The organism is Glycomyces algeriensis, from assembly GCF_027622855.1.
Classification (GTDB): domain Bacteria; phylum Actinomycetota; class Actinomycetes; order Mycobacteriales; family Micromonosporaceae; genus Glycomyces; species Glycomyces algeriensis.
Genome location: NZ_JAPZVR010000008.1, coordinates 12659 through 33084, shown reverse-complemented (window position 1 = coordinate 33084; position 20426 = coordinate 12659). Strand labels below are relative to the sequence as shown.

Below are 20426 nucleotides of genomic sequence, written 5' to 3'. Positions count from 1 at the left end.
GTGGTGAAGGTGGGAATGGGCGGGTAACCCGGGGCACCCGGTTGAGGCGGGCGGCGCCGGCCGCACGCCGTCCGCCCCACCCCTCCGGCTACTCCCAGACCGTCGCCGCCGCCTCGAACTCCGCGCGGTCCGAGTGGACCGGGATCACGCACACGATGTGGCCGCCCGGCGCCCGCAGGGTCCGGCACTCGAGCCAGCGCGAGACCTCGGTGGCGCCCAGCGCGATGAGCCGTGCGGTCTCGGCGTCGAGGTCGTCGGTCTCCATGTCGACGTGCATGCGCGGCTCGCCGTCGTCGAGGCGCTGCACCACGGTCACGAGTCCCGGCAGCGCGCCTTCGAGTTCGGTGAACTGCTCCTCCCCCGCGTTCGGCCGCGCCCGCACGCCCAGCGCGGCAGACCAGAACGCCGTCGCCGCGTCGGCTTCCTGCGTGTCGATCAGGACGGTCGAGATTCGACTGCGGTGCACAGGGATTCCTTCCGGTTCAGCGCCTGCGGGCGGACCGCGGCGTCAGGACTCAGACGTCGGCGACGACGCCTCGGCGGATCGCGTCGACCGCGTCGTAAGCGGCGTCCGCAAGCTTATGGGATGACTCGGTGTCGAGATATCTTGCAGCAGTCCCCATTTGGTGCAGCAGGTCGGCCGTGCGCCGCGCCCACCGCACGAAGTCGCCGCCGGGCATCGGCCACGGGCCGTCGGCCGCCGCCAGCGCCTTCGAGAGCTCCTCGCCGCGCGTCCACCGGTAGATCGGCCAGGCCAGACCCATCTGCGGACGCGAGATCAGCGACAGGCCGCGCGTGTTCTCCGCGCGCCGGATCGCCTCCCAGCGCCGCACGGTCTTGGCCACCGGGTCCACGATCGGCCCGGGCACCGCCACGAAGAACTCGTCCTCCTCGAACCGGGACTCGTAGATGACCGTCGACGCGATCGCCGCCAGCGACGGCGCGTCCAGACCCTCCCAGATCCCGTCGCGCAGGCACTGCGCGACCAGGAGGTCCGTCTCCACGAACAGGTTGCGCAGCAGCCGCCCGTCGCTGGTGACGGTCTCGCCGTCGAGGTACCCGAACTCGCTGAGGACCTCGCGAACGGCCGTGAACTGCCGCGCCAGCGAGTGCTCGCGCCGCTCGGAGCGGCTGCGCAGCAGCTCCGCCTCGCGCTTGAGCCGCGACCAGCGGGACGCGTGCACGGTGTGCTGCCCGGCGTCCGGGCAGGACCGGCACGGGTGGTCCTTGACCTCCTCGCGCAGGCGCGCGATCTCCGGGGTCTCGGCCGCGCCGCCGCGCCGGGTCGGCCGCGAGCGGTCGCGCGTGGCCTCGCGCAGGCTCGAGGCGAGGTCGGTGCGGGACTTCGGGTCGCGCCGGTCGAAGCGCTTTGGCACGTTGATGCGGGTGGCGACCTCGACGCCGCCGTCGAACGCGGCGCTCTCGAGCGTCCCGGCCCAGCCGTCGGCGGTGAGCACCGACCAGCGCGGGTCGTGGTGGCGCGAGCCGCCGGTGGGCCGCAGGAACACGGCCCAGCCGGTGCGCTTGCCGCGGGAGATCCAGATGACGTCGCCGCCGCGGAGCTTCTCCAGGTTGGTGCGCGCCTCGTCGCGCAGTGCGCCCTTGCGGCGCTTCTGCGCGCCGCGCTCGGCCTGCGCGAGCTGCTGCGTGATGTCGTAGTACGCGAGGAAGTCGCCCTTGTGGCAGGAGGCCGCCTCGGCGGCCTCGGCGGCCCGGCGGTTGAGCGTGCGGGCCTGCTCGGCGATGTGCACGGCCTCGGAGTCGGACTGGAACTGCGCGAAGGATGAGGCCAGCACCTCTTGCGCGCGTTCGACTCCAGCGGCGCCGATGAGGTTCACGGCCATGTTGTACGACGGCGCGAAGCTGGAGTTCAGCGGGTAGGTGCGCTTGGAGGCGAGCCCGGCGAGCTCCTTAGGGCGCACGTCCTCGGCCCAGACGGTGACGGCGTGGCCCTCGACGTCGATGCCGCGCCGCCCGGCCCGGCCGGTCAGCTGCGTGTACTGGCCGGGGGTGAGCATGACGTGGTCGGACCCGTCGTACTTGATGAGCCGCTCCAGGACCACCGACCGCGCGGGCATGTTGATGCCCAGCGCGAGCGTCTCGGTGGCGAAGACGGCCTTCAGGAGGCCGCGCTCGAAGAGCTTCTCTACGACCTCCTTGAACACGGGGAGGAGCCCCGCGTGGTGGGCGGCGATGCCGGCCGCCAGGCCCGCGAGCCACCGCTCGAAACCGACCGCTTCGAGGTCGGCGGGGTCGATGTGGGAGACGGAGCCGGTCGCGTAGCCCACGATCTCGTCCCGCTCGCGACCGTCGGTGAGCCGCAGTCCGGCGCGCACGCATTCGTCAACGGCCGCATCGCAACCGGCGCGCGAGAAGATGAAGTAGATGGCCGGCAGCAGCGACGCCTGGTCGAGCCGGGAGATCACCCGGCCGCGGTCCACATAGGGGCGTCCGCCGCGGCGCCGGCCGCCGGTGCGGCCCTCGTTGCGCTCGCGCGCACGGGCGTCCTTCTTGAGCAGTTCCTTGGAGACGTAGTCGCCGTCGGGCTCGAACAGGTCGAGCAGCGCGCCGCCCACCATCATGTGCTGCCACAGCGGCACCGGGCGGGTCTCGGAGACCACGACCTCAGTGGAGCCGCGGACGCTCTTGAGCCAGTCGCCGAACTCCTCCGCGTTCGAGACCGTCGCCGAGAGGGAGACGACCCGGACCTCCTGCGGGAGTTCGATGATGATCTCCTCCCACACGGCCCCGCGGAAGCGGTCGGCGAGGTAGTGCACCTCGTCCATGACCACATAGCGCAGTCCCTGCAATGTGGAGGAGCCCGCGTAGATCATGTTGCGCAGCACCTCGGTCGTCATCACGACGATCGGGGCCTCGCCGTTGACGACCGTGTCGCCGGTCAGCAGCCCGACGTTCTCGGCGCCGTGCGCGGCGACGAGGTCGTTGAACTTCTGGTTCGACAGCGCCTTGATGGGGGTGGTGTAGAAGCACTTCCGGCCCTCGGCCAGCGCCAGGTGCACGGCGAACTCGCCCACCACGGTCTTGCCCGCGCCCGTGGGCGCGCACACGAGCACGCCGTGGCCGCTCTCGAGGATGCGGCAGGCCTCGACCTGGAAGTCGTCGAGTTCGAACGGGTAGTCCCCTGCGAAGGCCGCCAGCTGCGGCCACTGCCGACGCGCCTGCGCGGCGGCGTGGCGTTGTGCCGGGGAGCGGTCGTCGGCGTAAGGAACGTCGGCGGTAACCATGGCCACAACACTAGTCTGCCGCCCCGACAAGAGCACTCCGGTAACGCGCTTCCGTACCCGGCTGTGACGACGCCTACACGGCCGGGTATCGTCCGTTTGTGCACCGGGATTCCTCACCAGGAGATGACGATGCGGGACGCGGTGGGGTCGACGCGGTCCTGTTCGATTTCCACGGCACCTTGGCGCAGCTCGAACCACTGACCCGTTCGGTGTCGCTCGCTGCCGAGTCCTGCGGGAAGCGGCTGAACCCGCTCGCCGTGACCGCGCTGGCGGATGCGATCGGCGCGCAGGGCTGGCCCGGTTCGGGCATGGAGCCGCGGGTGCGGCCGCATTTCGCCGACGCCTGGGCCGACCGCGACCTCGACGAGGACGCCCACCGCGAGGCGTACTCCGAGCTCGCGGGGCAGGCCCACGGGGTGTTCGAGGGCCTCGCGGAGGCGCTGTACGACCGCATGGCCTCCCCTGAGGGCTGGGTCGCGTACGCCGACACGATCGGCACCCTCGTCTCGCTGAAGGCCCAGGGGTATCCGATCGCGCTGGTCTCGAACATCGGTTTCGACGCGCGTCCGATTCTGCGGCGCTTGGGCATCGACCGGTTCATCGACGAGTGGATCCTGTCCTACGAGGTCGGCTACTGCAAGCCTGACGAGAAGATGTTCTACGCGGCCTGCCACGCGCTCGACGTGGAGCCGAGCCGGGTGCTCATGGTGGGCGACACCATGGCCGACGCGGGCGCGGCGCGGATCGGCGCCCGCTGCTACCTGCTGCCGCACGCCGAGGCGGGCCGGATGGTCGGCCTCGACGCGGTGCTACGGCTGGTGCGCAGCGGCTGCTAGCCGGCGCTTTCCAGACGCAAGTTCAGACGCAATGAGGGCCCCACCGCTTTTGCAGTGGGGCCCTCATTCAGTGCTCGATCCTGTGTCCTCAGCGGACTCAGGTGATGTCGTCGTAGCCTTCCGCGCGGCGTCCGAAGCGGCCTCGCCGCTCGGGCTCCCCGGGATAGTCATCGTCGTCAAGGCTGCTGGCGCCGATGCTGGCGTCAGCGGCCAGGTCTACATCGGAGGAACCGATGTCGCTGGCCTCTTCGTCGTCGAGACCGTCGTCGTCGTAGGTGATGCCCTTGCGCTTGTCGTTGAGGAACGCGACACCGCAGGCTGCCAGGTACAGGATGAGCATGCAGATCGCGAGCGCCGTCATGCCGAACGGGTCGGGCGTCGGTGTGAAGACCGCTGTGAAGATGAAGCTCACCACGACCACGATCCGCCACCAGCCGAGCATCCGCTTGGCGTTGACCAACCCGATCACGTTGAGCATCAACATGATCAGCGGGAACTCGAAGCCGATGCCGAACACCATCATCACCGAGATGAAGAAGGTGAGGTAGTCCTCGAGGTTCAGCAGGATGACGAAATCCTGGCTCGCCAGCAGCATGATGAACTCCATGCCGTGGGCGACCACGAAGTAGGCGAGGACTGCGCCCGCGAGGAACAGCGGGGCGGCGATGCCGATGAACAGGTAGGCGTATTTGCGCTCGTTCCGGTGCAGGCCGGGCGCGATGAAGGCCCACAGCTGGTACAGCCAGACCGGCGCCGTCCCGACGAGCGCTGAGTAGAGCGCGATCTTCAGCATCAGGGTGATGTGCGAGATCGGCGAGTTCAGCACCGCTTCGCATTTCGCCCCGTCCCCCGTCTCCTCGACCCCCCCGGAGCCGAGCGCCGAGCAGTACGGGGCCGACAGGAACTTGATGAGGTCGTCGGCGAAGTAGAACGCGACAGCGGTGCCGACCAGAATCACGATGACCGAGATGAGCAAGCGGTTCCGCAGGTCGGCGATGTGCTCCATGAGTGTCATGGAGCCGTCGGCGGCGCGCTGGAACTTCGACGGTTGGCGTTCTCGCCTGGCACGCCTCGGCGGTGCGTCAGCCATATTCGTTACGGCCGATTCCGGGCTAGCGGGTCTTCTTGTGGTCGACCGATTCGCCGTCGATCACGGACTCGTTGACCGGCGCCGGCGGGTCGAGCGGCTCGCGCGTGTGCTTGGGCTCAGCGCGGGTGTCGCCGTCGTCGTCGGGGTTGGTCCCGTCCTTCTTCATGGCCTCGGTCTCCGACTTGAGGATCCGCATAGAGCGACCCAGACCACGCGCCATGTCGGGAAGCTTCCTGGAGCCGAACACCAGCAAGATGACAACGACGAGAATGATGATGTGCCAGGGCTTCAATGCACCCATTGTTCGGTCCCTCCGGATATATGTCGGTGACGTTAACCATCGTATGCCGCTTGGGAGGCGGCTGCCACGGAGGCTGAGTCTCGGCTTGGTACCGGGTTCACCTGCGGTGGCGTGGCTACGACATCGTCGAGCCGGACAAGCATGACCGACGTTTGACACTTCCGTCAACACTGGAGGCTTCGGGAACCCTGATCTTTATCAGAATGTGGCGGCGGAGACGGAGATGCGTCACTTCTTGGGGAGTGACGCGGCCGTGCGTTCGGCCTCCGCGAGCGTCGCGTTCAGGCGTTCTTGCAGGTCCTGTAGCTCTCCGGCGCGTTCTTGGACACGTTCGAGGCCGAATCCGAGTTGTTTGAGGCCGCCGAGGAGGCGTGTGGCAGCTATGGCCAGAAGCACGAGTCCGGCGAGTGCCAGCACGACCGATATCGCCCAGATCATCGGGTCAGTCTAGCGCCGGGCGCCGCCCGGTTCGAGCGGGCCCGGCGGCGGGTCGGCCGGAGTTCGGGAGCCCGGGTTCCGGGAACGCCCTCAGGCGGGCTGGTACCGGGCCAGCGCGGCGCGGGCGGTCTGGCGGACGGCGTCGCGCAGTTCCTCGGGGGCGAGGACTTCGGCTTCGCCGCCGAGGCCGAGGACGAAGCGGCGGGCCCAGTCGAGGTCGCGGACGCGCATGGTGACGCGGCGGCGGCCGTCGCTCTCGCCGAGGACCTCGTCGCACGGGTAGGAGTCGATGACGTTCTTCGCGCCGGGCCCGAGCCGCAGCTGGATGCGCGGCAGCTCGGAGGCGAGGAACGCGGTCGGCGCGGGCTGGTTGGTGAGGCGCAGCGGTTCGGAGGGCTCGTCGAGTTCGGAGCACGCGTCGATGCGGTCGATGCGGAACTGCCGGATCTCCCCCGCCGTGCGGCACCAGGCGCGCAGGTAGGCGTGCCCGTCGGCGGCGACGACCTCGATGGGGTCGACGACGCGTTCGGAGGTGGTGTCGCGGCTGGCCGAGTAGTAGGTGATGCGGGCGGCGTGTCCGGAGGCGACGAGCGCCGCATACCGTTCGGCCCGGGGGTCGGTGACCGTGTCGCGGACGGTGACGTCGGCGGGGGCCTCGCCCGCGGCGGCGGCGAGCTTGTCGAGCGCTGAGGCGATCGCGGCGCGGTCGCCGACGCCGGGCGTGTCGGCGAGGACCCGCAGGGCGACCGAGAGCGCGAGGGCCTCGTGGGCGGCGAGGCGGACCGGGCGGTCCATGCCGGCGGCGAACAGGACGCGGACCTCGTCGGCGTCGAACGCGAGGTCGATGAGGTCGCCGGGGCCGTAACCGGGCAGTCCGCACATCCACAGCATGGTGAGGTCGGACTGGATCTGGTCGGCGTCGACGCCGAAGTCGGCCGCGAGCTCGGCCATCGGGACCCCTTCGGGCCGGGCGACGAGGTACGGGACGAGGTTGAGCAGGCGGGCGAGCCGGTTCTGGGTCACGGGGTCTCCTCGTCGGCGAGGGCCTGCAGGCAGGCGATGGTCTCTTTGACCAGTTCGGGCGGTTCGGTCACGAGGACGTCCGCGCCGAACGAGGCCAGCCAGGCGGCGGTCGCGGCGGTGTCGGTGTACGAGAAGCAGGCCTGGTCGCCTTCGGCGGTGCGCGGGCCGATCTGGTCGGCGCGGCGGCGCACGCCCCAGGCGCGCTTGGGCCGGACGAGGACCGTGGCGCGGCTCGGCAGCTGGTGCTCCTCGGAGGCGGACGCGAAACCGAGGACGTCCACGCCGTCGGGGATCGTGAAGGCGCCTTCAGGGCCGGTGAGGCGGACCTTCCCGCTGATGCGCGAGAGCCGGAAGCAGCGCTGGGCGCCGCGGTCGAGGTCGTAGCCGGCGACGTACCAGCGGCCGCGCCAGGCCGCGCAGCCCCAGGGCTGGATGCGGCGCTGCTGGGCGGACTCGTCCCGGGGGCCGAAGTAGTCGAAGACGACGACGCGGCGCGAGGCGACCGCTTCGAGGAACGGCGCGAGGGCCGCTTCGGCGCCGGGCAGGGACTTGACCGGGGACGCGGCGGCGTGCGACTCGACGTCGATGCCGGCGGCCCGGAGCTTGCGGAGCGCGTCGGAGGAGCCGGACTGGAGCTCGGGCTGCTGCCACAGGCGCGCGGCGGCGGCCACGGCGGCGGCCTCGGCGTCGGTGAACTCGATCTGCGGCAGCTCGAAGTCGGAGCGGGCGATCCGGTAGCCCGGTTCGCCGTCCCCGAGGTAGTCGATGCCGGACTGCAGCGGGATGCCGATGCGGCGCAGCTCGGCCTTGTCGCGTTCGAACTTGCGCTGGAACGCGTCGTGGGCCTTCTTGTCGTCGTGGTTGTGCTCGTAGCCGGGCACGGTCCTGGCGATCTTGGTGGAGGTCTGGAACCGCCGCGAGGACAGCAGGCAGAGCACCAGGTTCACCAGTCGTTCAGTGCGATCGTTGGACACCCGCCCAGCCTATGCCAGGCGGTGGAGGCGCTGCCAGCACGCCTGCCCGCGCGCGTGGCGGGACCGGGCGGGGGCCGGTGCGGGCTCGCCGTGCTGCACCGGTTCCGGTTGCGCTTGATACTGTCCGGGCGTGATCAGATGGCGAAACGGGACCGTCACCGGCGTGCGCGGCGGTTGGCGCGGGTGCACCGAACTCGAAGTCGATGTCGAGGCCCGCGAGGGCGAGGACGCGTTCTCGTGCCGGGGCCTGGCGTACGACGAGCTCGTGGGGGCGCCCGAGGTCGGCGACCGGGTGCTGCTCAACTGCAACGCCATCGCGAAGGGCCTGGGCACGGGCGGGTACGCGCTGGTCGTGGCCGTGCCGGACCGGCTCCCTGCGGACGTGGAGGGGCCGGGGCACATCGTCAAGGCCCGGTACACGCCGATGCAGGCGATGCGCCTGGCCGTAGACGAGGACGACTCGCCGCACCGTGCGGCCGTGGAGGCCTGCGAGGACCTCGGCGGGATGCCCGTGGTCGTGGCGGACCTGCACTCGGCGCTCGCCCCGGTGCTCGCCGGCATCCACGCGACCGCGCCGGAGGCGCGGGTCGCCTATGTGATGACCGACGGCGGTGCGCTGCCGGCGTGGTTCTCGCGCCAGCTCGACCAGCTCTCGCCACGGCTCTGCACGACGGTGACCGCGGGTCAGTGCTTCGGCGGGGACCTCGAGGCCACTAACGTCCACAATGCGCTGATCGCGGCGCGGGTGGTCGGCGGCGCCGACATCGCGATCGTGGCGCAGGGACCGGGGAACCTCGGGACCGGCACGGTGTGGGGCTTCTCGGGGACCGCGGCGGGCGAAGCGGTCAACGCCGCGTCGGTACTCGGCGGCAGGCCCGTGGCGTCGCTGCGGATCTCCGAAGGCGATGCGCGCGAACGGCACCAGGGCATCTCGCACCACTCGATGACGGCGTACGCGAAGGTCGCGCTGGCGGCGGCCGATGTGCCGGTGCCTGACGAGCTCCCGGCGGCCCTCGAAGGCCGCATCAGGCGCCAGCTTTCGGAGCTCCCGGAGCGGCACCGCCAGATCGAGATCGACTGCTCCGGCCTGGTCGAGGCCATGGAGGCCCTGCCGGTCAAGCTGTCCACCATGGGCAGAGGCCTCGACCGCGACCGGGTGTACTTCGTCGCCGCAGCCGCAGCGGGAAGGCACGCGGCCCAGATAGCCACCCGCCGCGACTGAGCACAGCTCCCCCACCGCGCCGAACACCCGCGCAAGCGCAGCGCAGACGGTGGTCCGCGGACCGGATGTCATCCCGCTTCAGCTCCCCTTCAGGTTCAGGGAACTAGCCTCGAAACCGGGGGCCCTTTTTCCCAGCGCCGATCGCGCTCTTGGCGTGCGCCGCAACCACTGCACTTCGCGGACCGCATGTCAGGTGCTTCAGCTCCCCTTCAGGATCGCCGCACTACCTTTGCAACCGGGGGCCCTTCCCCGGCGCCGATCGGACACTCGGTGTGCCCCGAACGCGAACCGCCCCGCCCGCGCTGTAGCGCGGGCGGGGCGTTCATCGATCGGTGTTGTTGCTAGAGCACGAAGAGGACCAGGAGCCAGAGGCCGACGACCGCTGCCAGTGCCACGGCCAGGACCCAGGTCGGGACCGTGTACTCGCCGCGGCGGTTGCGTGCGATCTCGTCGCGGATCCGCGTCGTGCGCCGCTCGTAGGCGGCCACCGGGTCGAGCGAGCTCAGCGGGTCCGGGCGGCGCCCTGCCGGGCCTCGCCCCTCCCCTGCAGGCTCCTCGGCGTGCTGCGGCTCGGCCGCGCCGTTCCGATCGGTCATCGCTCGCCTCACATGCTGGCGATGAGCTTGTCGACCCGCTCGTCACGCGACCGGAACGGGTCCTTGCACAGGACCGTCCGCTGCGCCTGGTCGTTGAGCTTCAGGTGCACCCAGTCCACAGTGAAGTCGCGGCGCTTCTCCTGCGCCTTGCGGATGAACTCCCCGCGCAGGCGCGCCCGCGTGGTCTGCGGCGGCACTTCCTTCGCTTCGAAGACCTCCACGTCGTGCGTGATCCGCTCGGCCTCGCCGCGCTTCTCCATCAGGTGGTGCAGGCCCCGGCCGCGCCGGATGTCGTGGTACGCCAGGTCGAGCTGGGCCACGCGCGGGCTCGAGAGCGCCAGGCCCCGCTTCTCGCGGTAGCGCTCGATGAGCTTGTACTTCGCGACCCAGTCGATCTCGCGCGAGACCGAGTCGAGGTCCTCGGACTCCACGGCCTGGAGCACGCGGCCCCACAGGTCGATGACCCGCTTGGTGCCCGCGTCGGCACCGCGCTGGTCGACGAAGTCGATGGCCTTCTCGAGGTACTCGCGCTGGATGTCCAGTGCGGACGCCTCGCGGCCGCTCGCCAAGCGCACCAGGCGCTTGCCGGTCGTGTCGTGGCTGATCTCGCGGATAGCCCGGATCGGGTTCTCCAGGGTGAGGTCGCGCATCGTCACACCGGTCTCGATCATCCGCAGCACCAGGTCGGCCGAGCCGACCTTGAGCATCGTGGTGACCTCGTTGATGTTCGAGTCCCCCACGATGACGTGCAGGCGGCGGTACCGCTCGGCGTCGGCGTGCGGCTCGTCGCGGGTGTTGATGATCGGCCGCGAGCGGGTCGTGGCCGAGGAGACGCCCTCCCAGATGTGCTCGGCGCGCTGCGACAGGCAGAAGCGCGCGCCGCGCGGGGTCTGGAGGACCTTCCCGGCCCCGCAGATGAGCTGGCGGGTGACCAGGAACGGGATGAGCACCTCGGCGAGGCGCCCGAACTCGCCGTGGCGGCTGACGAGGTAGTTCTCGTGGCAGCCGTACGAGTTGCCGGCGGAGTCGGTGTTGTTCTTGAACAGGTAGATGTCCCCGGCGATGCCTTCGTCGTGCAGGCGCTTCTCCGCGTCGATCATGAGGCCTTCGAGGATGCGTTCACCGGCCCGGTCGTGCTTGACCAGGTCCTCGATCGAGTCGCACTCAGGGGTGGCGTACTCGGGGTGGGAGCCCACGTCGAGGTAGAGGCGGGCGCCGTTGCGGAGGAACACGTTGGAGGAGCGGCCCCAGGAGACCACACGCCTGAAGAGGTAGCGGGCCACTTCGTCCGGAGACAGGCGGCGCTGTCCCCTAAAAGTGCAAGTGACCCCGTATTCGGTCTCCAGTCCGAAAATGCGCCTGTCCATGTCGAAACCCTACCCCGATTCGGTTGAGGAGAACACCCCTCGCGGTCGAACGGTTCCATACCGCGACGGGCACTATGGAGATTGTTCGATTTACGGCGGTATGCACCTGGCTTGGTGCGGTCCCGCCGGGACGGTCCGTCCACTTGAGAGGGACGGCAGGTACTCGAAGGAGTGTCGGTCGGTCGAAGCCGGCAATCGCCTGGGGCGGTTGCCGGCCGGGCCGGCGGGCCCGCGGAAGCGCGGGTACCCGCTCGGCCCGGCCTCAAGCGGTGCGTTGCAGGGCGGCCGTCAGGCCTCGTCGGTCTCCGAGGCCTCGTCCGCGGCCGCTTCGGCCTCGGGTTCGGCCGCCGATGCGGGACCGGCCAGCAGCGCGTCCAGGGCCAGGCCCTCGATGCGGCGGAAGGCCCGGCCGGGGCGCGCCCGCTCCAGGACCGCCACCTCCAGGACCTCCTTGGTCAGCTCGCGCGGCGTGCCGTTGCCGCCCGAGCTGGAGAGCGCCCGCAGCGCCAGCGCGAACGCGTCGGCGAGCGGGGCCTCGGGGTCGTGGCCGTCGGCCAGGACCTCTTTCAGCTGGTCGGCGTCGCCGCCCATGGCGAGGTAGCCTGGCTCGTCGTTGATGGAGCCGTCGAAGGTGAGCCGGTAGAGCTCGTCCGCTTCGGGTCCGGTGCCGACTCCGGCGACGCAGATCTCGACCTCGAAGGGCTTGGTCTGCTCCGAGAAGATCGCGCCGAGGGTCTGGGCGTAGGCCTTGGCGAGGCTGGCGGCGTTGACGTCCCGGCGGTCGTAGGAGTAGCCGCGCAGGTCGGCCATCCGGACGCCGGCGGTGCGGAGGTTCTCGAACTCGTTGTACTTGCCGACGGCGGCGAAGCCGATGCGGTCGTAGAGCTCGTAGACCTTGTGGAGGGCCGAGGAGACGTTCTCGGCGACCAGGAGGACGCCGTCCGCGCAGGAGACCACCACGACGTTGCGGCCGCGGGAGATGTTCTTGCGGGCGAACTCGGCCCGGTCCCGCATGATCTGCTCGGGACTGGTGTAGAACTGCATGGCCATGTCCGGCTCCTCTCCTTATCCGTAGGGGTTCTCGGTGCGGGCGGCTATGACCGTGCGGGCGACGTCGGCCACGACGGCCTCGTCGATCCGCTTGGATCCTTCGGCGGTGGCGGTCATGACGACGGGGTAGAGGTCGCGGGTCGGGTCGGGTCCGCCGGTGGCGGAGTCGTCGTCGGCCGCGTCGTAGAGCGATTCGACGGCGATCTTGACGGCTTCGTCGGTGCCGATGTCGCGGCGGTAGCGCTTCTTGAGGGAGCTCTTGGCGAACATGGAGCCGGAGCCGATGGAGTCGAAGTCGCGTTCGGCGTAGATGCCGCCGACGACGTCGAAGCTGTAGATCTTGCCGGCTTCCTCGATGGTGTCGGCGTCGACGTCGAAGCCGGCGAAGAGGGGGACGACGGCGAGGCCCTGGAGGGCTATGCCGAGGTTGCCGCGCAGCATGGTGGCGAGGCGGTTGGCCTTGCCGTTCAAGGTGAGCGGGGCGCCTTCGATCTTCTCGTAGTGCTCGAGTTCGAGCTGGTAGAGCTTGACCAGTTCGATGCCGAGGCCGGCCGTGCCCGCGATGCCGACGAGCGAGTAGCCGTCGGCCGGGAAGACCTTCTCGATGTCGCGGCTGGAGATGTAGTTGCCCATGGTCGCGCGGCGGTCGCCGGCCATGACGACGCCTTCGGCGGTGCGCAGGGCGACGATGGTGGTGGCGTGGGCGCTGACGGCGGCGAAGTCGCCGGGCGGCAGGGGCCTGCGCCCCGGCAGCATTTCGGGTGCCACCTGCATGAGGAACTCCGAGAAGGAGGAGGTTCCAGCCGTCATATACGCGTTGGGCAGTTTGCCTGGGAATCCTTGACCTGTCACGACATGACCTCCCTAGTCCTCTATTTAGAAAGTGCGCCGGCTGCGGCGCGGTTGGCCGCTTCGGACCCGGGGGGCCGGAGGGCCTGGGTGGGGCAGAGCCCCCGATGCGCCTCTAGGCGTCGCATCAGGTGGCCCTACACCGGCAGGGGGGCTGCTACTGGCCGCCCTTTTGCACGAACGAGCGGACGAACTCCTCGGAGTTGGTCTCCAGGACTTCATCGATCTCGTCGAGCAGGTCGTCTACTTCTTCGGTGATGGCTTCGTGGCGTTCGGCAATCTCGGGGTCTACAGCGGCCTCGGTGGCCTCGGCATCTGCTTCCTGCCGCGACCGCTGCGACTGCGACTGCCCGCCGGAGTCCTTCGCTGCCATAGGTGTTCCCTTCTACCTTGACGGTGCCTAAACCGTACCGCGAGAGTACGACAGCACGCCAGATACGACGCTGCACTGCCGTGCTTTATTCCCGCGGACGAACCATGCGCCTCATTCGGCGGTGATGATGTCCAGGAGGTCCTTGGCGGCCTCGCAGCGCTCGAACAACTCCCCCACATGGGCTTTGGTGCCCTTCTCGGGCTCCATCATGGGCACTCGCACGAGCGAGTCGGCGCCCACGTCGAAGATGACGGAGTCCCAGGAGGCCGCGACGACCTCGGAGGGGTAGCGGGCGAGGCAGCGGCCGCGGAAGAACGCGCGGGTGTCGCTGGGCGGCTCGGTCATCGCGTCGATGATCTCGGTGTCGGTGAGGAGCCGCTTCATCTTGCCGCGGGCGACGAGCCGGTGGTAGAGGCCTTTCTCGGGGCGCACGTCGTGGTACTGCAGGTCGATGGCCTGGAGTTTGGCGGCGCCCCAGTCGAGGTTCTCGCGTTCGCGGTAGCGGTTCAGGAGCGAGAGCTTGGCGGGCCAGTCGAGCATGTCGGCCAGTTCCATGGGGTCCCGGGCCAGCGCGTCGAGCACGTACGCCCACTGGTCGAGGACCTCGCGGGTGTCGGGGTCGGCGTCGGCGCCGCAGTAGGCCTCGGCCTGCTCCAGGATGGACTGCTGGAGTTCGATGGCGGTGACGCGCTTGCCGTTGCGCAGTTCGATCTTGTGCTTGAGGCTGGGGTCGTGGCTGACGGCGCGGAGTTCGGCGACGGGCTCGGCGATGCCGAGGGTGCCGTCGAAGGCGCCGGACTCGATCATGGCGAGCACGATGGAGGCGGTGCCGACCTTGAGGAAGGTGGCGTACTCGGCGAGGTTGGCGTCGCCGATGATGACGTGGAGGCGGCGGTACCGCTCGGCGTCGGCGTGCGGTTCGTCGCGGGTGTTGATGATGGGCCGCTTCAGTGTGGTCTCCAGGCCCACTTCGACTTCGAAGAAGTCGGCGCGCTGGGAGATCTGGAAGCGGTGCTCGGAGGCGTCCTGGCCGATGCCGATGCGCCCGGCGCCGCAGTAGATCTGGCGGGTGACCAGGAACGGCGTGAAGTGGGCGACGATGTCGGCGAAGGGGGTCTGGCGCGACATGAGGTAGTTCTCGTGCGCGCCGTAGGAGGCGCCCTTGTTGTCGGTGTTGTTCTTGTACAGGTTGATCGGACCGATGCCGGGGGTGTGGGCCGCGCGGAGGGCGGCTTCGGCCATGGTCATCTCGCCGGCCTTGTCGAAGAGGACGATCTCGCGCGGGTTGGTGACCTCGGGGGTCGAGTACTCGGGGTGCGCGTGGTCGACGTAGAGGCGGGCGCCGTTGGTGAGGATGACGTTCGCGAGACCGGAGTCCTCGTCGGCGAGGTTCTCCGCGGGGTCGTAGAGGGCCCCGGTGTAGGTGAAGCCGCGCGCGTCGCGCAGGGGGGTCTCCTCCTCGTAGTCCCACCTGGCCCGTCCGCCCTTGGAGAGCTCGGGGCGGGCGGCGTAGGCGTTCACGATCTGGGAGGAGGTCACCATCGGGTTGGCGCCCGGCTGGCCCGGCACGGAGATCCCGTATTCGATCTCGGTGCCCATAATGCGGCGTACGGTCATGCTCTCGAGCCTAGTCCCTTCGGGCGCGGCGGCGCTCCCTCCGATCGGAGACGTTTGGTTTTCCGGGCCGCCGAGTCTCGCACCGTTCAGGTTCTGGGTCCTCATGGCGACCGGTTACCCGGTGCCGCGGGGTCTGACACGTTCTGAGGTGCGCCGATCGGCCGGCGGGCGTCCGCCGGCCGATCGAAGCGCTGGTCGTTGCGGGTACTACAGGTACTGGCCGGTGTTCGACACGGTGTCGATGCTGCGGCCGGAGTCCGCGCCCTTGCCGGAGACGAGCGTGCGGATGTAGACGATCCGCTCGCCCTTCTTGCCGGAGATGCGGGCCCAGTCGTCGGGGTTGGTGGTGTTGGGGAGGTCCTCGTTCTCGCGGAACTCGTCGACTGTGGAGTCGATGAGGTGGCTCATCCGGATGCCCTTCGACTGGTGCGTCAGGAAGTCCTTGATGGCCATCTTCTTCGCCCGCGCGACGATGTTCTCGATCATCGCGCCGGAGTTGAAGTCCTTGAAGTAGAGCACTTCCTTGTCGCCGTCGGCGTAGGTGACCTCCAGGAAGCGGTTCTCGTCCACTTCGGAGTACATCCGCTCGACGACCGCCTGGATCATCGACTGCACGGTGGCGTCGCGGTCCTTGTCGTGCTCGGCGAGGTCGTCGTCGTGCAGCGGCAGGGTCGAGGTGATGTACTTCGAGAAGATGTCCTTCGCCGATTCGGCGTCGGGCCGCTCGATCTTGATCTTGACGTCCAGGCGGCCGGGCCGCAGGATCGCCGGGTCGATCATGTCCTCGCGGTTCGAGGCGCCGATGACGATGACGTTCTCCAGGCCCTCCACGCCGTCGATCTCCGACAGGAGCTGGGGGACGATGGTGTTCTCGACGTCCGAGGAGACGCCCGATCCGCGGGTGCGGAATATCGAGTCCATCTCGTCGAAGAAGACGATGACGGGCATGCCCTCGCTGGCCTTCTCGCGGGCCCGCTGGAAGACCAGGCGGATGTGCCGCTCGGTCTCGCCGACGTACTTGTTCAGCAGCTCGGGGCCTTTGATGTTGAGGAAGTAGCTCCGGCCGGAGGCCTCCTCGCCGCGCATCTCGGCGACCTTCTTGGCCAGCGAGTTGGCGACGGCCTTGGCGATGAGCGTCTTGCCGCAGCCCGGCGGGCCGTACAGCAGGATGCCCTTCGGCGGCCGCAGCTCGTGCTCGCGGAAGAGGTCGGCGTGCAGGAACGGCAGTTCCACCGCGTCCCGGATCATCTCGATCTGTCCGTCGAGGCCGCCGATGTCGTAGTAGTCGACGTCGGGGACCTCTTCGAGGACGAGCTCTTCGACCTCGCTCTTCTGGATGCGCTCGTAGGCGTACCCGGCGCGCGGCTCGATCATGACCGAGTCGCCGGCGCGCAGGGGCCCGTTGATGAGCGCCTCGGAGAGCAGCACGACCCGCTCCTCGTCGGCGTGGCTGGTCACCAGCGCACGGTCCGGCGGGCTGCCGTCGGTGGTCTCGATGAGCTCCTTGAGCGTCACGACCTCGCCGATGCGCTCGTACGCGAGCACCTCGACCACGTTCATGGCGTCGTTGAGCAGGACTTCCTGGCCGCGTTCGAGCTCTTCGACGTCGATCGACGGCGCGAGCGAGACGCGGAACTTCCTCCCGGAGGTGAAGACGTCGACAGTGCCGTCCTCACGGGCGCCCAGGAATACGCCGTAACCGGACGGCGGTTGTGCGAGCCGGTCGATCTCCTCTTTCAGCGAGACGATCTGCTCGCGGGCCTCCTTCAAGGTGGCCACGAGCCGCTCGTTCTGCTCCGACAGGCGGTCGATCTGGGATTGGGCTGCAGCGAGCCGCTCCTCCAGAATGTGCATGTGTCGGGGCGTTTCGGTGAGACGGCGTCGCGCCGCGGCCAGTTCTTCCTGGAGCTCTTCGACCTGTCCAGACAGTTCGTCGTGCTCTGAGCCCTGGCCCAGGTTCTGTCGACGGTCATCGTTGCTTCGTGCCACGGGTCACACCTCCCAGGAGATGGTTTTCTTACTCCAACCGTAGCTGGCTGGGGAGGCCAATAGTAAGACTCGACACCGACATTGGTCCACCATCTTGAGTTCATTTAATCTGGGGGACATGGCTGAGGAACGTGAACTCGAGGTATCGATCGACCAGGACGCCTGCACCGGCGACGGGCTCTGCGTGCAGTACGCGCCCTCGGTCTTCGAGTTCGACATCGACGGGCTCGCCTACGTGAAAGATCCTAACGGTGAGCTGTTGACTACGGCCGGTTCGCAAGTCAACGTGCCCGAACACCTGCGCCTGGACATCGTGAACGCGGCCCACGACTGCCCCGGCGAGTGCATCTACGTCCGCGACCGGCAGGACAAGACCGCAGTCGCCGGCCCCGGCGCGGACGACTAGCGGGAACCGGATTCGGGCGGGTGACGCGATCGCGTCACCCGCCCGAATCTCGTTTCAGCACTTGCAGAGTCGTGAATCCGACTCAGAATGTGACCGGATCGTTACGAACCGGCGGCGTCGTCCTCAGTGGCCCGCAGCGCCTCGGTCGCCCGGGCCTCGGCCTCGGCGGCGATCCGCTCCTTGCGCTCCCGCAGCGCCTGCTGCCCCTTCGAAGGCTTCAGCTTCCGCATCGGCGCCACCGTCCCCGGGGCCAGCTTGCGGGCGGTGATGAGGAACGCGGTGTGGGCGATCATCCGGTGGTCGGGGCGCACCGCCAGGCCCTCGAGGTGCCAGCCGCGCATGAGCGACTCCCAGGCCGCCGGCTCGGTGAAGGTCTTGCGCTCCCGCAGGGCCTCCACGAGCTCCGACATCTGCGTGGTGGTGGCGACGTACCCGATGAACACGCCCCCGGGCCGCAGGATGCGCTCCACAGTGTCCAGCACCTCCCACGGCGAGAGCATGTCGAGCACGACCCGGTCGACCGGCTCGAGATCGGCCTCGGCCACGTCCCCCACCGTCAGGGTCCAGTGCTCGGGCACCTCGCCGTAGTAGCCCCTGACGTTCTCCTCGGCGATCTTCGCGAAGTCCTCGCGCAGCTCCCAGGAGTAGACGTGCCCCGTCGGGCCGGTGGCCCGCAGCAGCCAGTTCGTCAGCGCGCCCGACCCGGCCCCGGCCTCCACGACCCGCGAACCGGGGTAGATGTCGCCGAACGTGAGGATCTGCGCGATGTCCTTGGGGTAGATGACCTGGGCGCCGCGGCGCATCGACAGGCCGTAGTCCGGCAGGAGCGGGCGCAGCGCCAGGTAAGCGGTGCCGCCCTCCGTGGTGACCGTGACGCCGTCGGGCTTGCCGATGAGGTCGTCGTGGAAGAGCCTGCCCCGGTGGGTGTGGAACGCGCCGCCTTCCGCGAGGGTGATCGTGGCCATGCGGCCCTTCGCGTCGGTCAGCTGGACGCGGTCGCCCGGCCCCAGCAGGTCAAATGCCACTTCGGTGAACTCCTTCTATAGGTCCGAAGCATCTTAACGGAGGGCTTTGACCACGTCTGCGGTGTAGAGCAGCCCTGTCAGGCGGCCCTCATCGACCACGAAGAACCGCTCCGCGCCGCTCTTGCCGATCACGTCCACCAGCGCCTGGCCCTTGAGTTCGGCCTTGAGCCCCGGGACCTGCCCGGCCGAGCGCAGCAGCCCGGACAGGGGCATCGCGGCCACCTGGTCGGCGGGGACCGCCTCGGCGGCGGCGCGGTCGAGGACGCCGACGGGCTTGCCGTCGACGGCGACGATCTCGCGCCCCTCAGCGGCGCTCAGCGCCTCCCCCAGCGTCGCCGAGGCGGGCACCAGGACGATCGGTCGGGCCAGCAGTGCGGCGTCGAGCGCCTTGACGCGCGGGCCCATGCGGGCGGCGCGGATCGCGCTGGTCGCGCCGCGCCACAGCTCGAAGGCCACGAAGATGAGGAGGATCAGGCCGAACGCGGAGAACCAGTTCGAGGCGTACAGCCACAGGCCGGCCGCGATGGTGCCGACGGCGACGACGCGCCCGGCCCACCCCGCGACGCGGAACCCGGTCCAGCGGTCGCCGGTGGCGGCCCAGATCCCCGCCTGGAGGGCCTTGCCGCCGTCGAGCGGCAGCCCCGGGAGCAGGTTGTAGACGGCGACGAGCAGGTTGGCGACGCAGATCTGGAACGCGAACTGCCAGATGAGGGAGCCCGGTTCGGTGAGGAAGAGCCCGGCGAGGCCGATGCCGCCGAGGACGGCGGAGACGGCCGGCCCGGCGAGGGCGATCGCGGCGGCCGTCCCGGGCCGGGGGGCCTCGCGCTCCATCTCGGTGAAGCCGCCGAGGGCGTCGAGGTTGATCTGGCGCACGCCGATGCCGGCGCGCAGGCTCACGAGGGCGTGGCCGAGCTCGTGGAGGAACACCGATATGAGGAGGGTGACGGCGAACAGGGCCGCGACGACGAGCGCGGCGCCGGTGCTCAGTCCCGGGACCGAGCGCTGCACGATCGGGGCGTAGACGACCACGACCACGGCGGCCAGGAGCAGCCAGGTGTAGCCGAGGGTGACGGGGATGCCCTTGAAGCGGACCAGGGTGAATCCGGATCGGCGGAAGGCCAGCGCGTTTGCAGTCGACATCGGCGGCAATGCTACGCGCCCGCCCGCCTCGCGGCCCTGGGGAACCATGCGGGCGGGCGAGCCTGAGAGGATTCCGATCCCCTAGGCGGGGCGGACCTTGATCGCGTACGTCTGGTACGGCATCGCGAAGGTCTCCCTGCCGCGGAGGTCGGGGTGGGTGTCGGCGACCTCGTCGACGACGGCGAGGATGCGCTCCTGCCCATTGTCGTCGGCGGTGAGGTAGTAGGAGCGGGACTGCACGAGGCGGCGGAGGCCGGCCCGGTCGAGAGGCATGTCGTGGCGGAAGACGCGGTACTCGGGTTCGCCGAAGCCGTGCCCGAAGTAGCCCGGCTCGGTGGCGGCGAGGGCGTCGCGCTCGCCTTGGGAGGAGCCGATGGCCACGGTGAGGGCGCCGACCCAGCCGGTGCGGTCGTCGCGGACGTTCCAGATGGGGGCGAGGAGGCCGCCGGGGCGCAGGACGCGGCGGATCTCGGGGAGGGCGCGTTCGCGGTCGAACCAGTGGAAGGCCTGGCCGGCGGTGACGATGTCGGCGCTGGCGTCGGGCAGCGGGAGGGCTTCGGCGGCGCCGGCGTGGGCGGCGGCGAGGCCGGGGCTGGAGGCGGTGAGCTTGGCGCGCATCTGGTCGTCCGGTTCGACGGCGGTGACGCGGTGGCCTTGCGCGATGAGGCCGCGGGTGAGGAGGCCGGTGCCGGCGCCTAGGTCGACGATGTCCTGCGGGGTGTCGCCGGTCTGCCAGCGGAGGGCTTCGGCGGGGTAGGTGGGCCGGATGGCGTCGTAGAGGTCGGCGGCGGGGCCGAAGGAGCGGGCGGCGTTCGCGTCGATGGTCATGTCTAAACAGTACACGCGTTATGTTTGGTTGGGGGTGCGGCGAGCCGGGATGTCGGG

At 69.7% G+C, this 20426-nt stretch carries 20 protein-coding genes; 3 read left to right on the top strand and 17 right to left on the bottom strand.

All coding sequences use genetic code 11. The features are described from left to right. Positions 1–88 precede the first annotated feature (88 nt). Together O2L52_RS15960 and O2L52_RS15955 are read right to left on the bottom strand one after the other, a co-directional pair. A complete protein-coding gene (locus O2L52_RS15960) occupies positions 89–466 on the bottom strand; it encodes a VOC family protein (protein ID WP_270116698.1) in 378 nt (125 codons plus the stop codon). A gap of 49 nt (positions 467–515) precedes the next feature. Further along, positions 516–3245 carry a DEAD/DEAH box helicase gene (locus tag O2L52_RS15955; protein ID WP_270116696.1) on the bottom strand — a complete coding sequence of 910 codons (2730 nt, stop codon included), beginning with the start codon at positions 3243–3245 and terminating at the stop codon, positions 516–518. A gap of 98 nt (positions 3246–3343) precedes the next feature. Here O2L52_RS15955 and O2L52_RS15950 point away from each other — a divergent pair, with 98 nt between their 5' ends. Beyond that, positions 3344–4081, top strand: coding sequence for an HAD family hydrolase (locus O2L52_RS15950; RefSeq protein ID WP_270116695.1), 738 nt, complete (start codon positions 3344–3346; stop codon positions 4079–4081). A gap of 97 nt (positions 4082–4178) precedes the next feature. Here O2L52_RS15950 and tatC read toward each other — a convergent pair whose 3' ends face one another. The 5 genes from tatC to O2L52_RS15925 all read right to left on the bottom strand — a co-directional run bounded on the left by tatC (position 4179) and on the right by O2L52_RS15925 (position 7907). Further along, entirely contained in the window at positions 4179–5171 is a 993-nt protein-coding gene (tatC, locus tag O2L52_RS15945) for a twin-arginine translocase subunit TatC (protein WP_270116693.1), read from the bottom strand. A 22-nt stretch (positions 5172–5193) separates the two neighbouring features. Beyond that, complete coding sequence (gene tatA, locus O2L52_RS15940; protein ID WP_270116691.1) at positions 5194–5472, bottom strand: Sec-independent protein translocase subunit TatA; 279 nt, start codon at positions 5470–5472, stop codon at positions 5194–5196. Between the two features lie 228 nt (positions 5473–5700). After that, on the bottom strand, positions 5701–5910 hold the full coding sequence (locus O2L52_RS15935; RefSeq protein ID WP_270116690.1) for a hypothetical protein: 210 nt from the start codon (positions 5908–5910) through the stop codon (positions 5701–5703). Positions 5911–6000: 90 nt separating this feature from the next. Beyond that, entirely contained in the window at positions 6001–6933 is a 933-nt protein-coding gene (locus O2L52_RS15930; protein ID WP_270116689.1) for a helix-turn-helix transcriptional regulator, read from the bottom strand. Further along, positions 6930–7907 (bottom strand): helix-turn-helix transcriptional regulator, encoded by a 978-nt coding sequence (locus tag O2L52_RS15925; protein WP_270116688.1) that lies wholly within the window; start codon positions 7905–7907, stop codon positions 6930–6932. The genes O2L52_RS15930 and O2L52_RS15925 overlap by 4 nt, the downstream gene beginning before the upstream one ends. Positions 7908–8037: 130 nt before the next feature. Here O2L52_RS15925 and O2L52_RS15920 point away from each other — a divergent pair, with 130 nt between their 5' ends. Further along, entirely contained in the window at positions 8038–9129 is a 1092-nt protein-coding gene (locus O2L52_RS15920) for a DUF3866 family protein (protein ID WP_270116687.1), read from the top strand. Positions 9130–9470: 341 nt separating this feature from the next. Here O2L52_RS15920 and O2L52_RS15915 read toward each other — a convergent pair whose 3' ends face one another. The 7 genes from O2L52_RS15915 to arc all read right to left on the bottom strand — a co-directional run bounded on the left by O2L52_RS15915 (position 9471) and on the right by arc (position 16970). Next, positions 9471–9725 carry a hypothetical protein gene (locus tag O2L52_RS15915; RefSeq protein ID WP_270116686.1) on the bottom strand — a complete coding sequence of 85 codons (255 nt, stop codon included), beginning with the start codon at positions 9723–9725 and terminating at the stop codon, positions 9471–9473. Positions 9726–9733: 8 nt separating this feature from the next. Continuing rightward, positions 9734–11092 carry a Pup--protein ligase gene (pafA, locus tag O2L52_RS15910; protein ID WP_205327493.1) on the bottom strand — a complete coding sequence of 453 codons (1359 nt, stop codon included), beginning with the start codon at positions 11090–11092 and terminating at the stop codon, positions 9734–9736. A gap of 288 nt (positions 11093–11380) precedes the next feature. Continuing rightward, the gene (gene prcA, locus O2L52_RS15905) at positions 11381–12142 is read right to left on the bottom strand and encodes a proteasome subunit alpha (RefSeq protein ID WP_270116685.1); all 762 of its coding nucleotides are present in this window, start codon (positions 12140–12142) and stop codon (positions 11381–11383) included. 15 nt (positions 12143–12157) lie between these two features. Next, the gene (prcB, locus tag O2L52_RS15900) at positions 12158–12952 is read right to left on the bottom strand and encodes a proteasome subunit beta (RefSeq protein WP_270116684.1); all 795 of its coding nucleotides are present in this window, start codon (positions 12950–12952) and stop codon (positions 12158–12160) included. 196 nt (positions 12953–13148) lie between these two features. Continuing rightward, on the bottom strand, positions 13149–13364 hold the full coding sequence (locus O2L52_RS15895) for a ubiquitin-like protein Pup (protein ID WP_030155908.1): 216 nt from the start codon (positions 13362–13364) through the stop codon (positions 13149–13151). Positions 13365–13475: 111 nt separating this feature from the next. After that, the gene (gene dop / locus O2L52_RS15890; protein ID WP_270116683.1) at positions 13476–14981 is read right to left on the bottom strand and encodes a depupylase/deamidase Dop; all 1506 of its coding nucleotides are present in this window, start codon (positions 14979–14981) and stop codon (positions 13476–13478) included. 207 nt (positions 14982–15188) lie between these two features. Beyond that, a complete protein-coding gene (gene arc / locus O2L52_RS15885; protein WP_270116682.1) occupies positions 15189–16970 on the bottom strand; it encodes a proteasome ATPase in 1782 nt (593 codons plus the stop codon). 118 nt (positions 16971–17088) lie between these two features. On the opposite strand from arc, the gene O2L52_RS15880 reads away from it, so the two are divergent. After that, entirely contained in the window at positions 17089–17376 is a 288-nt protein-coding gene (locus tag O2L52_RS15880; protein ID WP_270116681.1) for a ferredoxin, read from the top strand. Positions 17377–17477: 101 nt separating this feature from the next. On the opposite strand, the gene O2L52_RS15875 is transcribed toward O2L52_RS15880, so the two are convergent. From O2L52_RS15875 to O2L52_RS15865, 3 genes are all read right to left on the bottom strand, one after another. Further along, positions 17478–18401, bottom strand: coding sequence for a tRNA (adenine-N1)-methyltransferase (locus O2L52_RS15875; protein ID WP_270116680.1), 924 nt, complete (start codon positions 18399–18401; stop codon positions 17478–17480). Between the two features lie 33 nt (positions 18402–18434). Further along, positions 18435–19541, bottom strand: a complete 1107-nt coding sequence (locus tag O2L52_RS15870; protein ID WP_270116679.1) for a M50 family metallopeptidase — start codon at positions 19539–19541, stop codon at positions 18435–18437. An 81-nt stretch (positions 19542–19622) separates the two neighbouring features. Continuing rightward, positions 19623–20369, bottom strand: coding sequence for a class I SAM-dependent methyltransferase (locus O2L52_RS15865; protein ID WP_270116678.1), 747 nt, complete (start codon positions 20367–20369; stop codon positions 19623–19625). Positions 20370–20426 lie beyond the last annotated feature (57 nt).

Coding starts and splice junctions, on each gene's coding strand:
- prcA (WP_270116685.1), bottom strand. CDS start 12,142: ATGGCCATGCAGTTCTACACCAGTCCCGAGCAGATCATGCGGGACCGG.
- O2L52_RS15865 (WP_270116678.1), bottom strand. CDS start 20,369: ATGACCATCGACGCGAACGCCGCCCGCTCCTTCGGCCCCGCCGCCGAC.
- O2L52_RS15955 (WP_270116696.1), bottom strand. CDS start 3,245: ATGGTTACCGCCGACGTTCCTTACGCCGACGACCGCTCCCCGGCACAA.
- pafA (WP_205327493.1), bottom strand. CDS start 11,092: ATGGACAGGCGCATTTTCGGACTGGAGACCGAATACGGGGTCACTTGC.
- tatC (WP_270116693.1), bottom strand. CDS start 5,171: ATGGCTGACGCACCGCCGAGGCGTGCCAGGCGAGAACGCCAACCGTCG.
- tatA (WP_270116691.1), bottom strand. CDS start 5,472: ATGGGTGCATTGAAGCCCTGGCACATCATCATTCTCGTCGTTGTCATC.
- dop (WP_270116683.1), bottom strand. CDS start 14,981: ATGACCGTACGCCGCATTATGGGCACCGAGATCGAATACGGGATCTCC.
- prcB (WP_270116684.1), bottom strand. CDS start 12,952: ATGACGGCTGGAACCTCCTCCTTCTCGGAGTTCCTCATGCAGGTGGCA.
- O2L52_RS15870 (WP_270116679.1), bottom strand. CDS start 19,541: ATGTCGACTGCAAACGCGCTGGCCTTCCGCCGATCCGGATTCACCCTG.
- O2L52_RS15915 (WP_270116686.1), bottom strand. CDS start 9,725: ATGACCGATCGGAACGGCGCGGCCGAGCCGCAGCACGCCGAGGAGCCT.
- O2L52_RS15895 (WP_030155908.1), bottom strand. CDS start 13,364: ATGGCAGCGAAGGACTCCGGCGGGCAGTCGCAGTCGCAGCGGTCGCGG.
- O2L52_RS15935 (WP_270116690.1), bottom strand. CDS start 5,910: ATGATCTGGGCGATATCGGTCGTGCTGGCACTCGCCGGACTCGTGCTT.
- O2L52_RS15880 (WP_270116681.1), top strand. CDS start 17,089: ATGGCTGAGGAACGTGAACTCGAGGTATCGATCGACCAGGACGCCTGC.